Here is a 12,645-nt window from a genome sequence, read left to right on the forward strand (position 1 = left end):
CCTGATCGTGACGGGGAGCAGGGGTATGCGTGCAGATGCGGAGCACGTGGCGATGGTGGTACGTAGGGCCGTGCGGAGGGACCTCGAGCTGGTTCTGACCGTCCTGGCCAATGCTCGTGCCGGCCAGGAGCGGCAGGGGACCCCTCTCTCGTGGCGCGCGCTTCCGCGGGCGGCCGCCGCAGCCAGCGTCGCCAGGGGGGAGACCTATGTCGTGCAGCGTGCGGGAGACACCGTGGGCACGTTCGCTCTCGAGGATACTGACGCTGCGGTCTGGCCGGACTCGGAAGCGGTGGGGGCTGTGCATCTCCATCGGCTGGCTATCGACCCGCACCACCAGGGCCAGGGGATCGGCAGTTTCGCGGTTGACTGGGCTGCACGAACCGCGGCGGCGCAGGGGCGCTCCCTTCTGCGCCTTGACGCCGTCGCAGCCAACACGAGGCTGTGCACCTGGTACGAACGGCTGGGGTTCGCAGCGAAGGGTGAAGTGCTGCTCTCCGGATGGGTGCGCGCCAGCATGCGCTTCGAGCGCGAGGTGACCAGGCCCGTGGGCTTGCCGGAAATCGACACGCCGTGTTGATTTCCGGCAAGCCCGCAGAGCTCGTGAGCACGTTGCTGCAACGGCCTAGGTGTTCTGTCCACGGAGGTCCGTGTACGCGCGGGCCGAGGCGTCCGCGTGGGCGAGCCGGCGCAGGGCGCTGAACATGGCCTCGCCCAGCACCGTGCCCACGACCACGCGCTCCACCAGGTCCGCGCGCGCCGCCGGCCGCCCGAGATGGCCGAGATCGGCGCGGGCGACCCGCTCGGCCGCCGCCGCGTAGTCGTCCAGGAGTACGGCGAAGTCCCCGTGCCCCGAGGCGCGCAGGGCCACGAGCACACCGGCCAGCGCCTCGCCCGCCGGCCCGTCCGCCTCCGCCCGCCAGCCCAGGCGCCGCACCAGCCGGGCCACCTCGGCGCGGGCCGCGTCCAGCTCCGGGCCGGACGCGGTCTCCCGGGGCGGGGTCAGGCGGTCCGTGGCGGTGCGGAGCACGTCGGCCGGCGGGCGGTCCGGGTCGTCCACGGCCCGTAGTACGTCACCGATGGCCGCCAGGGAGAGCCCGCCGACGTCCAGCAGGGCCCGGACGAGGCGCAGCCGGTGCTCGTGGGCGCTGTCGTAACTGGCCCGGGTGGGGCTGGTGAGCCGGCCCGCGGGCAGCAGGCCCTGGCGGATGTAGAACTTGATCGTCGCCACGGGTACGCCGGACCTGCGGCACAGCTCGCCCATGCGCACCGGCGGGTGTCCTTCCTGGGGCGGACGGCAGGACGAAGGCGGGCCGGGGGTACCGGCCCGCCTTCCGGTGGCCGCCCGCGCGGGGGAACGCCGGCGGCCACGGCTCGACGGGCTACTGCCGCTTGAGGTGAACCGGGAGGGTGTCGACGCCGTTGAGGAGGAAGGTGCCGGCGGGCCGGACCTGGTCGTCGGGGACGGCGAGGGACAGGTCGGGGAAGCGTTCGAAGAGGGCCGGCAGGGCGACGAGGGCCTCGATCCGGGCGAGCGGGGCGCCCAGGCAGTGGTGGACGCCGTAGCCGAAGGAGAGGTGGCGCTTGTCGGCGCGGGTGATGTCGAAGCGGTCGGCGTCGTCCCCGTGCCGGGTGGCGTCCCGGCCGGAGGCGGCGAAGCCGGTCAGGACCGGGTCGCCCTTGGGGATGGTGACGCCCGCGATGTCGATGTCCTCGGTGGCGAACCGGAACGGGAGCTGGGCGATCGGGGACTCCACCCGCAGGGTCTCCTCGATGACCTCGCTCCACGGCACCTCGCCGGAGAGGACGAGGGCGAGCTGGTCGGGGTGGGTGAGCAGGGCGACCACGGCCTTGCTGATCAGGTTGGTGGTGGTCTCCGAGCCGGCGCCGAGCATGAGGTGCAGGGTGCCGGCGAGCTCCGAGTCGTTGAGCCGTGAGCCGTCCTCCTGCTGGGCCTCGATGAGCTTGCTCAGCAGGTCGTCGTCGGGCTCGCGGCGCTTGAACGCGACCAGGTCGTACATGGCCTGGTGCCACTGCTCGACGTTGGCGACGGCCTCCTCGTGGGAGATCGTGGTCTCGGTGTTGACCTCGCCGCCGCGCATGACGTCCCGGCGGCGGTCCTCCGGGACCCCGAAGAGCTCGCAGATCACCCGGGTCGGCAGCGGGTAGGCGAAGCGGTCCTTGAGGTCCACGACCTCGTCGGGGCCGCTGGTGGCCAGGTCGTCCAGGAGTTCGGCGGTGATCCGCTCGACGCGGGGCCGCATCTCCTCGGAGCGGCGCAGCGTGAACGCCTTCGCGGTGAGCTGGCGGAGCCGGGCGTGGTCGGCGCCGTCGGCCGTCGTCATGTTGTCCATCATGACCCAGCCGATCAGCGGGAAGTCCTCGCCGATCTCGCCGTTGACGAAGGCGGGCCAGTGCTTGTGGGCGTCCTTGGCGAACCGCTCGTCGTTCAGCACCTCCTTCAGCGCGTCGTGGCCGACGACCGACCAGGCGCGTACCCCGCCGGGCAGCTCGACCTGGGCGACCGGGCCGCTCCGGCGCAGGCGCGCGCCTTCCGCATGCACGTCCCGACCCGTCGGGTCGAGAACGATCGACTCCGATTCCACGCAGACCACTCCTTGTTCCGTCACGTGCGAAGCGTTGGCGGCGGCAGGCCGGGAGCGCGGCGGATGCTGGTTCCGCGCCGGATTCCTGACGGCTCTCGCCGGTGCGCAGACGCTAACGAGCGGGCGGCGGACGGCACCACTTCCAGCGTGCGCACTCGTCCGGGCCGGGACGGACGCGGTGGTCGGCCGGTCGGGCGACCACTTCCGGATTGCTCTCTTCCGGCTGTTCGCTGCCGTAGCGTGCGCAACTTCCCTAGTCTGGCTTTCATTTGACCCACCGATGAGCCCAAACTGCCCGGTTCTGAAAAGGAGTTCAGGGATGCGCCCCTTCCGCGTCGCGATTCCCCAGGAGGCGCTGGACGATCTCCATGACCGCCTCTCCCGTACGAGATGGCCCAGTGAGCTGCCGGGTGTGGGGGATGCCCGCGGTCTGCCGGTCGGTCAGGTGCGGGAGCTCGCCGCCTACTGGCGCGACGGCTTCGACTGGCGGGCCGCCGAGGCGCGGATCAACGCGTTCCCCCAGTTCGTGGACGAGATCGACGGTGCGCGGGTGCACTTCCTCCATGTGCGCTCGCCCGAACCGGACGCGACTCCGCTGCTCATGACGCACGGCTGGCCGGGGTCGATCGCCGAGTTCCTGGACGTGATCGGGCCGCTGAGCGACCCGCGCGCGCACGGCGGGGATCCCGGGCAGGCGTTCCACCTGGTGATCCCGACCCCGCCCGGCTTCGGGTTCTCCGGTCCGGCGCCGGAGGCCGGCTGGTCGGTGGGGCGGATCGCCGGTGCCTGGGTCACCCTCATGGAGCGGCTGGGGTACGAGCGGTACGCGCTGCACGGCACGGACCTGGGGGTGTGGATCTCGCTGACCCTGGCCGGGATGCGGCCGGAGCGGGTGATCGGGGCGCACGTCAACTTCCTGCTGACGCCGCCGTCCGGCGAACCCGGCGAGATCGAGGCACTGAACGCCTCGGACCGGGAGCGGGTCGCGGCGCTCGGGGGGATGGAGCAGGGCAGCGGCTACATGCGCATCCAGAGCACCCGGCCCCAGACCCTGGGGTACGGCCTCACCGATTCACCGGCCGGGCAGCTGGCCTGGGTGGCGGAGAAGTTCCACGCGTGGACGGACGACTCGGTGCCGGGGGGCTCGGTCGATCGCGACCAGCTCCTGACCAATGTCTCCCTCTACTGGTTCACGGCCACCGGCGGCTCGTCGGCGCAGCTGTACTACGAGATGGCCGACCAGTTGCCCGGCTCGTCCAAGCCGCAGGAGGTGCCGCCACCGCTGCCCGTACCCCTGGCGGTGACCGTGCATCCGTACGACAGTGCGCTGCCCGTACGCAGCCTGGCGGCGCCCCGGTTCCCGGAGATCGTGCAGTGGAGCGAGTTCGACCGGGGCGGGCACTTCCCGGCGATGGAGGTCCCCGAGCTCTTCGTGGCGGACGTGCGCTCGTTCATCGAGGCGGCACGGGCCCGCGACATCGCACGGCAGTCCGAGGTTCCCACCCTGGCGGAGGCGTCATGACCGAGCAGTTGCAGTGCAGCGTCGTCATTCCCACGTACAACCGGAAGGCGCACCTGGCGCACACCCTGGATTCGCTGGTCCGGCAGACCCTGCCGCGCGAGCGGTTCGAGGTGCTGGTCGTGGACGACGGTTCCAGTGACGGCACCGAGGAGCTGGTCGGCGGCTACGCTGACCGGCTGGACGTGCGGTACTTCTTCCAGCCCGACGACGGCTGGCAGGTGGCCAGGGCCCGCAACGTCGGGGTCGCGGCGGCGCGCGGTGCCGTCACCGTCATGATCGACTCCGGTGTGGTGCTGCACAGCGAGGCGCTGGCCGGCCACCTGACGGCACACCGGAAGGCGTCCGGTCCGGTCGCTCTCGTCGGCTACCTCTACGGCTTCACCGTGGACAACGCGGACGCCGAGGCGCTGGAACGGGAGATCGACACGGACGACCCGGACGCCACCATGGCCGGCTTCGCGCGGACCGGTACCCGGTTCGACATCCGGGAGTACTTCTACGAGAAGTACACGGACGACTTCAACGGCCTGCCCGCCCCGTGGGTGGTCTTCTGGACCGGCCATGTCTCGGCCCCGACGGCGGCGATCCGGGCGGCCGGCGGCTTCGACGAGAACTTCCGGTCCTGGGGCGGCGAGGATCTCGACCTCGGTTACCGGCTGCACCGCGACGGTGTGCGGTTCGAGCTGTGCCGGGACGCGTCGGCCATCCACCTGCCGCACTACAAGGACTTCGAGGAGAACGAGGACGCGGCCGCGCCCAACTACCAGTACATGGCGCGGAAGTACGGCACGCCCATCACCGGGCTGCTGACCGAGCTGCGTACGGTCACCCCGTTCGACTTCAACGACGTCATCGCCGAGCGCGGGCTGCCGGCCTGCGCGGACCACCTCGCACAGCACGGGGTCGCCGGATGAAGTGGCTCCTGCCGGACGGTGTCGCCCGGCTGCTCGCGGCCCGCCGGGACATCGCCCGCCTGCTGCCCCGTGCCGGGGCGGCCCTGGTCGCCGCGAGCGCGGTGGTCAACGTCCTCCTCGGCCTCCTGCCCGTGCTGTTCGTGGTGGCGAGCGCCGTGGTGCTCGGCCGGGTCCCGGCGGCGGTGGAGGGCGGGACCGGCTCCGGCGCCTTCGACGCGCTGATCCGGGCCTTCGTGCTGGCCGCCGCCGCGTTCGTGGGGCAGCAGATCCTCGCGCCCGCGCAGCAGGCGCTCGGCGAGTCGGTGGCCCGCCGCATCGACGGCCGGGTGCTGGACGAGCTGATGGACGCGGCGACGTCGACGCCCGGGATCGCCGCGCTGGAGGACGCCCGGGTCATCGAGGACCTGCGCGCCGCGGCCCGTGAGCTGGAATCGGGGGTGCAGAGCCCGGGCCAGGCCGGAGCCGGGCTGCTCGCGCTGGGCGCACGGCAGATCCAGCTCCTCGGGTACGTCGCGGTCGTCGGCTTCGCGTTCTCCTGGCTCGCGGCCGCCGGGCTGCTGACCGCCGTGCTGCTCTTCCGGCACGGTCACGTCGGCGGGCTGCGGAAGTACGCCGGTGCCCGCTTCGACCTGGGCTCGAAGGAGATGGAGAACGACTACCTGCGCACCCTCGCCACCTCGGCCGACGCGGCGAAGGAGATCCGCGTCTTCGGGCTGATGCGGTGGCTCCAGGACCGGCTGCACACCTCGTACACCGACTGGCTGAAGCCGCTGTGGAAGATCCGCCGCGCGATCTATCTCGGACCGTTCCTCTGGTACACGCTGTGGATGGTGCTGGTGAGCGGTGCGGCCCTCGCGGCCATCGGCACCGGCGCGGCCGACGGGGACACCGGGCAGACCCTGACCGTGTTCGCCCTGGTCCTCCAGGCCGCCCTGGGGGCGCTGCGGCTCGCCGAGTTCTACCCGGAGAGCGATCTGCAGACCGCCATCGGCATGCACGCGTACGAGGCGGTGCGCCGCTTCACCGACCACCTGGACGCCACCACTACCGCCGAGCCGGCCGGGAACGCGCGAGGCGCCGAGGTGCCGGAGCCGGCCGGGGTCATCCACTTCGACCACGTCACGTTCCGCTACCCCGGCGAGGACCGCGCGGTCTTCGAGGATCTGGACCTGGAGATCCCCGTGGGCAGCTGCACGGCCGTGGTCGGGCTGAACGGCGCCGGCAAGACGACCCTGGTCAAGCTGCTCACCCGGCTCTACGAACCCAGCGCCGGCGTCATCCGCCTCGACGGGGTGGACATCGCCTCCTACCCGTTGGAGGCGTGGCGCGCCAAGACCGCGGTGATCTTCCAGGACTTCGCCCGGTTCGAGGTCTCGGCCGCCGACAACGTGGCCTTCGGCGCCGTCCACCGCGCCGACGACACCGAGGGCGTCCGCCGGGCGATCGAGGCCGTGGGTCTCACCGGCGCCCTCGACGCGCTCCCCCGGGGCACGGCGACGCCGCTGGCCCGCCATCTGGAGGGCGGGGCGGAGCTGTCGGGCGGCCAGTGGCAGCGGCTGGCCCTGGCCCGGGCCCTGTTCGCCCTGGACCACGGCTCGTCCGTGCTGGTCATGGACGAGCCGACGGCCAGCCTCGACGTACGGGCGGAGGCCGGGTTCTTCGAGGAGTTCACCTCGCTCACCCGGGGCGCCACCACAATGCTGATCTCGCACCGCTTCTCCACCGTGCGGCGCGCGGACGTCATCGTCGTGCTCGACGGCGGCCGCGTCATCGAGCGGGGCAGCCACGAGCAGCTGCTCGACCGGGGCGGCCGGTACGCGGAGCTGTTCCGGCTCCAGGCCGACCGCTTCACCGATGACGACGACGGGGCCGGCCACGGCGTGCCGGCGGAGGTGCTGTCATGAAGGAAACCCTCGACGGCTCGTGGGGCCTGTTCCGCATGGCGTGGCGCATCCACCCCCGCAAGACGCTCCTCGCCCTCGCCCTGATGGTGGCGGGCGCGGTCTCGGCCCCGCTGCTCGCGGTGTTCCTGGGCCTCATGACCGACGCGGTGGTCGCGGGCCGGGGCACGGCGGCCGCCCTGTACGGGGTGGCGACCGCGGTGCTCGCCGCGCTCACCCTCACCGGGGCGCACTTCGCGCACATCGCCTACTTCGAGCTGTCGGAGCTGGCCGAGCTGGACATGGTCCAGCAGCTGGCGGAGCTGTCCAACGGCTCCGCGGGGATCGAGCACCACGACCGGGCCGAGTTCGCCGACGAGCTGTCCGTACTGGACCGCGAGGTGCGGCAGTTCAGCAACGCCCTGTCCGCGCTGTTCAGCAGCGTCGGCCTGGCCCTGGCCATGGTCCTCACCGCGGTCCTGCTGGCGCGGCTCCACCCGGTGCTGCTCCTGCTGCCGCTCGCCGCCGCTCCCCCGCTGCTGGCCGGGCGGGCCGCCGAACGCCGCCTCGACCGCTCCCGGACGAGCTCCGCCGAACCCACCAGGCTGGCCCTCAACCTCTTCCGGCTCTCCACCTCCGCCCGGCACGCCGGGGAGCTGCGCGTCTTCCGGCTGCGGCAGGAGATGCGGCGCCGGCACGCCGGGCTGCGCGCGGACGCGGACCGGGTCCTGTGGCGCGGGCAGGCCGGGGCCGCCGCGCTGCGGGCCGGCGGCCAGGTCGTCTTCGCCCTGGCGTACGTGGGCACCGTGCTGCTCGTGCTGCGGGACGCGGTGTCCGGCCGGCACGGCATCGGGGAGGTCACCGTCGTCATCGCGCTGGCCGTCCAGGTGAACCAGCAGGTCACGGAGGCGGTCAATCTGACGGGCACCCTCCAGCGCATGGGCAGCACCCTGCGCAGGGTGGCCGCGGTACGCGCCCTGGTGGCGGAGCCGGACGGCCCCGCCGAGGAGGGCGGCCTCAGCCCCGCGGACCGGATGCGCGAGGGCATCGAGCTGGACGGGGTCGGCTTCGCCTACCCGGGTGCGGACGCGCCGGTGCTCAACGACCTGCGGGTGCGCATCCCGGCCGGCACCACGGTCGCCGTGGTCGGCGAGAACGGGGCCGGGAAGTCGACGCTGGTCAAGCTCCTGTGCGGGCTGTACCGCCCGACGAGCGGCCGGGTCCTGGTGGACGGCGTCGACCTGCACCGGCTGTCCGCCGAGGAGTGGCGGGCCCGTATCTCGGTCGGCCTCCAGGACTTCGTACGGTACGAGTTCCGGGCCGGGACCACCGTCGGGCTGGGCGACCTGCCCCGGGTGGACGACGACCGGGCGGTGCTCGACGCCCTGGAGTCGGCGCACGCCGGTGACGTGGTCGAGCGGCTGCCGCAGGGGCTGGACAGCCAGCTCGGCAAGAGCTGGACGGAGGGCGCCGAACTCTCGGGCGGGCAGTGGCAGAAGCTGGCGCTCGGCCGGGCCATGATGCGGCCGGCACCGGTCCTGCTCGTCCTGGACGAGCCGTCGTCCGCGCTCGACGCGGAGACCGAGCACCAGCTCTTCGAGCGCTTCTCGGAGCAGGCCCGGCAGGTGCGCGAGGCGGCCGGCGCGATCACGGTCCTGGTCTCGCACCGGTTCTCCACCGCGCGCATGGCCGACCTCATCCTCGTCGTCCGGGACGGGCACATCGCGGAGTCCGGCAGCCATCAGGCGCTCATGGCGGACGGCGGCCTCTACGCCGAACTCTTCGGCCTCCAGGCGGCGAGCTACCGGTGACGGGCGGAGGGGCACATTCCATCGGATCTGCCGGGCTCGCGCGACTTTGGGATGTGCCCCTCCTGCCGGATGCCCGCCGGACGCTACGGTCGGCTGACCCGGATGATGCCGCACGGAATACGGAGTAAGAAATGATCAAGGGACTCGACCGGCTTGAGGTCATCACGCTCTTCGTCGAGGACGTGGTCGCGGCGAAGCGGTTCTACCAGGACGTCTTCGGCCTTGAGGTGGTCTTCGAGAACGAGGACTCCGCGGTGGTCAAGCTCAGCAACACGATGATCAACCTGCTGGTGACCGACAACGCCCCGACGCTGGTCGAGCCGCGCCCGGTCGCCGCCCCGGAGGCGGGCGCCCGGCTGCTGCTCACCATCGAGGTCGAGGACGCCGACGCGGTGTGCGCCGAGCTCGTGGAGCACGGGGTGACCCTGCTCAATGGTCCGGTCGACCGCCCCTGGGGCCGCCGTACCGCCGCCTTCGCCGACCCGTCCGGCAACGTCTGGGAGGTCGCCCAGGTCCTGCCGGACGCGTAACCGGAAGCGACACACGAGCGGGGCGCGGCCACCGGGTGGCCGCGCCCCGCTCCGTCGTGTCCGGTCAGTCGTGTCCGGTCAGTCCCAGAGGACGGTGGTGCGGTACAGCAGGCGCGGGCTGACGAGCCGGTCGCAGGGCGTACGGGTGTGCATGGTGGCCTCGTTGTCCCACATCACCACGTCGCCCTCACGCCACTGGTGGCGGTACACATAGCGGTCGGCCGTCGCGTGGTCGTGCAGCTCGCGCAGCAGCGCGTCGCTCTCGGCCCGGCCCAGACCGACGATCCCGCTGATGATCATGCTGCCGAGGAGCAGCGACCGGCGCCCGGTCTCGGGGTGCTCCCGGACGAGGGGGTGCGCCATGTCGGGCATCCGCTCGCGTTCCTCGGCGGTCAGCGGCGCCTTGTGCGGGTTCGTCAGCCGCTCGGTCTCCACCAGGTGGTGCATCGAGTGCACGCCCTGGAGCCCGGCGATCCGCTGCTTGACGGCCTCCGGGAGTTCGTCGTACGCGGCGGTGGAGTCGGCGAACAGCGTGTCGCCGCCGGTCTCCGAGGCGACGACGGAGTACAGCAGCGACGCCCTGCTGGTGCGCGCCTTCCAGCTGTAGTCGGTGTGCCACTCGATCTGCTCGTCGCCGTCGTACAGGCCGATCGGCTGCCCGTCCTTGAAGATGTTGCTGATGGTCAGCACTTCGGGGTGGTCGGGGACCACGTACTTCGAGACGGGGTAGACGTCCAGCGGCCCGAACCGGCGGCTGACGTCGACGTGTTGTGCATGGCTGAGCTGCTGACCGGGGATCACCAGCACCCGGTGCTCGGCGAGATCGCGGGTCAGCGCGCCGACGGTCTCCTCGGTCAGCGGCTCGCGCAGGTCGAGTCCGTGGACCGTGGCGGCGAAGGTCTGGCCGGCCCGTTCGATCCGGTAGGGCGCTGCGGTGGTGGTGAGCATGGCGGCTCCTCACTGTGGTGGGTGGTGTGGGTGGTCCCGCGCGCCTCAGCCCACGACGGCGTACGCCCGTACGGGGAAGCTGCCCAGGCCCGCGACGGGCGCCGGTACCGCGTGGAAGCGGAATCCGTCCGACGGCAGGTCTTCGAGGCCGCGCAGGTGCTCGATGACGCAGATCTCCGCCGCGAGGAGTCCGGTGTGGGCGGGGCGCGTCAGGTCCGCCATGTCGTCGATGTTCACGGAGTCGATGCCCACCGCGGCCGGCTTCCGCGCGACGAGCCGTTCCACCGCGCTCGCGCTGAGGAAGGGGTGCCCGGCGTCCGCGTACCGAGGGGTGCGCCAGTGGCGGTCCCAGCCGGTGCGGATCAGGACCGCCCGGCCGGTGACCTCGACGCCGTCGAGGAGCTCGGGGCCGACGGACCGGCCCTCGATGCCCGTGGCGTCGATGACGACGCCCTCCACGTCCGCCAGCCGGGACAGGTCGAGCGCGGACAGGTCGGGGCCGTCGGGGTAGCGGTGGAAGGGGGTGTCCAGATAGGTCCCGGTGTTGGCGACCATGGTGATGGAACCGATGTGGAACTCGGTGCCGGCCGGGTACCTGCCGCGCGACTCCTCGCGGGAGAGGTGGTCGCTCAACTCCGGCCCGGGCAGGCCGGGGTAGGTGTCCATGCCGTGCTCGATGGTGTGGGAGAGATCGATGATCCTGGTCCGGACGGGGTGCCCCACGGTGGTTCCTCTCGGTCGGTGTTCCACGCTTCAGCCGGGGTGGGCGGGGCCGCGCACCGGCAGCAGTCCCTCGTACTCCGGTTTCTTCTTCCACTCCGGTTCGGGCGGCAGGTGGCCGGGGCGGGGGCAGTGTGCCGAGGGGGCGCCCGTGACCCGGTCGTGCAGATATCTCGGGCAGTTCTCGAAGACCTGGTCCACCGTGATCCGCAGGACGGCCTCCGCGCCCTCGTGCGCGGCGACCGCCTCCGGGTCGGTGAGCAGCCGGGCCCGCCCGCCGACGCGGAGCTTCGCGGGGACGCCGGCGGGCAGGAAGAGGAGGGCGACGTGCGCGGCGGCCGCGGCGTTGCCGAGCGTGCGGTACATGCCGTTCCCGTCGTAGCTCGGCAGGTCCAGCGTGTGCGCGTCGAGCACCCGGACGAAGCCGGGCAGCCCGCCCTTGTACGAGCAGTCCGGCCGGCCGTCGGGGCCGACGGTCGCCACGAACACCTCGTCGGCCGCGGCGATCCACTCCTGGTGCCCGGGCTCCAGGCGGTCGAGGACGTACTTCTCGGCGAGGTGTCCGGCCAGGCCGGACGTGCCGAACCGGCGCTGAAGTCCTCGGCTCTGCTCGTGGTAGAAGGCGTCGGGCTCCATGGGGCCGCTCCCTGTGATCGGGGGGATCGGGGTCCGCCGGTCAGCGGCGCAGGTCCTTCATCTGCTGCCAGATGCGCCGGTAGTAGGCGTTCGCGACGCGTTCCCGGGTGAGCACCCCCATGCACACCTCGCGGAGCGCGGCGGGCGAGGACTGGACGAGCGGCAACAGGACGTGGTCCAGCCAGTCGGCGCCGTGGCCCTCGTCCACGTGGACGTGGATGCTCTGGTACGTGATGACGTCGGCGGGCACTCCGAGGCGGGTGCAGGCGTCGACCATCGCCTGGAAGCGCGGCGGGGCGCTGTGCTCCATCAGGCCGAGGGCGCCCAGGGCGCGCGGGACCAGGCCGCGGTGGAGCGCGTACATGAGGGTCAGGCAGGCGTTCTCGAAGACCTCGGTGCCGTTCAGCTCGGAGGTGTCGATGTTCCGCTCGGCCAGGCGGTCGCGCATGTAGACGGCGGAGTGCTCGAAGAGCACGGTGTGCATCCGTTCGAGCGCGCCCTCGCCCATCTCGTCCCAGTAGTTCTCGGCCATGACCAGCTTGCTGGCACCGGCGGAACCGAGCTGGACCAGGGCGACCAGGTCGTCGAAGCGGCTGTCGACCAGCTCCTCGGCGAGGAAGAAGAGCGCCACCTCGTCCAGCCTGGCCTCGTTCTCGATGTACCGGCAGAACTCGGGCTGCACATGGGCGGCGCTGACCGCCTCGAACCAGTCGCGGAACTCGGCGGCGGACTCGGGCAGCCGGGCGGTGTCGACCTGCTCGTCCTCCCAGCGCAGCCACTCGTTCTCGATGCGGCCGATCTGCTGCGAGGCGTTGAGCCGCGGGATCTGCTCGAAGGTCTCGGGGCCGCCCAGGTAGGCCGCGTAGTGGCGGTGCAGACGGGTCATCAGTTGGAGTCGCGCGGCCAGGTCCGGCGCGGACGCGTCCTGCGGGAAGGCAGCGGAGATCGCGCTGCCGTGGGGACGGGGGCGTTCCAGAACGCTGCCCGGGAGTGCTCCAGCCACTGCTTACCTCCTGGCCGTGACGGCCTGTGCGAGTTGTTCCGGGTGGGGGGCGGGCCCGTCGCCGAGGGGGGCGACGGG

Annotated in this window: 12 protein-coding genes; 6 read left to right on the plus strand and 6 right to left on the minus strand. The window is 72.2% G+C overall.

Annotated features, from left to right (window positions below):
- Positions 1 to 25: 25 nt before the first annotated feature.
- On the plus strand, positions 26 to 577 hold the full coding sequence (locus OG867_RS31805; protein ID WP_406281289.1) for a GNAT family N-acetyltransferase: 552 nt from the start codon (positions 26 to 28) through the stop codon (positions 575 to 577).
- Positions 578 to 622: 45 nt separating this feature from the next.
- Here OG867_RS31805 and OG867_RS31810 read toward each other — a convergent pair whose 3' ends face one another.
- Entirely contained in the window at positions 623 to 1,261 is a 639-nt protein-coding gene (locus tag OG867_RS31810; protein WP_331720323.1) for a MerR family transcriptional regulator, read from the minus strand.
- Between the two features lie 118 nt (positions 1,262 to 1,379).
- Positions 1,380 to 2,627 carry a cytochrome P450 gene (locus OG867_RS31815; protein ID WP_328904575.1) on the minus strand — a complete coding sequence of 416 codons (1,248 nt, stop codon included), beginning with the start codon at positions 2,625 to 2,627 and terminating at the stop codon, positions 1,380 to 1,382.
- 295 nt (positions 2,628 to 2,922) lie between these two features.
- On the opposite strand from OG867_RS31815, the gene OG867_RS31820 reads away from it, so the two are divergent.
- The 5 genes from OG867_RS31820 to OG867_RS31840 all read left to right on the plus strand — a co-directional run bounded on the left by OG867_RS31820 (position 2,923) and on the right by OG867_RS31840 (position 9,260).
- The gene (locus OG867_RS31820) at positions 2,923 to 4,125 is read left to right on the plus strand and encodes an epoxide hydrolase family protein (protein WP_331720324.1); all 1,203 of its coding nucleotides are present in this window, start codon (positions 2,923 to 2,925) and stop codon (positions 4,123 to 4,125) included.
- Positions 4,122 to 5,039: a glycosyltransferase gene (locus OG867_RS31825; RefSeq protein WP_331720325.1), complete on the plus strand. Its 918-nt coding sequence runs from the start codon at positions 4,122 to 4,124 to the stop codon at positions 5,037 to 5,039. Before OG867_RS31820 ends, OG867_RS31825 begins: the two co-directional genes overlap by 4 nt.
- On the plus strand, positions 5,036 to 6,943 hold the full coding sequence (locus OG867_RS31830) for an ABC transporter ATP-binding protein (RefSeq protein ID WP_331720326.1): 1,908 nt from the start codon (positions 5,036 to 5,038) through the stop codon (positions 6,941 to 6,943). Before OG867_RS31825 ends, OG867_RS31830 begins: the two co-directional genes overlap by 4 nt.
- Complete coding sequence (locus OG867_RS31835) at positions 6,940 to 8,730, plus strand: ABC transporter ATP-binding protein (protein WP_331720327.1); 1,791 nt, start codon at positions 6,940 to 6,942, stop codon at positions 8,728 to 8,730. The genes OG867_RS31830 and OG867_RS31835 overlap by 4 nt, the downstream gene beginning before the upstream one ends.
- A gap of 131 nt (positions 8,731 to 8,861) precedes the next feature.
- The gene (locus tag OG867_RS31840) at positions 8,862 to 9,260 is read left to right on the plus strand and encodes a VOC family protein (RefSeq protein ID WP_328904580.1); all 399 of its coding nucleotides are present in this window, start codon (positions 8,862 to 8,864) and stop codon (positions 9,258 to 9,260) included.
- Positions 9,261 to 9,338: 78 nt separating this feature from the next.
- Here the strand turns inward: OG867_RS31840 and OG867_RS31845 are convergent, their stop codons facing one another.
- Genes OG867_RS31845 through OG867_RS31860 form a run of 4 tightly spaced genes read right to left on the minus strand, consistent with a single transcriptional unit; the run spans position 9,339 to position 12,567 of the window.
- Entirely contained in the window at positions 9,339 to 10,208 is an 870-nt protein-coding gene (locus OG867_RS31845) for a TauD/TfdA family dioxygenase (RefSeq protein WP_331720328.1), read from the minus strand.
- Positions 10,209 to 10,253: 45 nt separating this feature from the next.
- Positions 10,254 to 10,931 (minus strand): cyclase family protein, encoded by a 678-nt coding sequence (locus OG867_RS31850; RefSeq protein WP_328904582.1) that lies wholly within the window; start codon positions 10,929 to 10,931, stop codon positions 10,254 to 10,256.
- A gap of 30 nt (positions 10,932 to 10,961) precedes the next feature.
- A complete protein-coding gene (locus tag OG867_RS31855) occupies positions 10,962 to 11,564 on the minus strand; it encodes a pyridoxamine 5'-phosphate oxidase family protein (RefSeq protein WP_331720329.1) in 603 nt (200 codons plus the stop codon).
- A 40-nt stretch (positions 11,565 to 11,604) separates the two neighbouring features.
- Positions 11,605 to 12,567: an iron-containing redox enzyme family protein gene (locus OG867_RS31860; protein ID WP_331720330.1), complete on the minus strand. Its 963-nt coding sequence runs from the start codon at positions 12,565 to 12,567 to the stop codon at positions 11,605 to 11,607.
- Positions 12,568 to 12,645: the final 78 nt, after the last annotated feature.

The sequence above is a fragment of the Streptomyces sp. NBC_00209 genome (genome assembly GCF_045206345.1).
Lineage (GTDB): Bacteria > Actinomycetota > Actinomycetes > Streptomycetales > Streptomycetaceae > Streptomyces.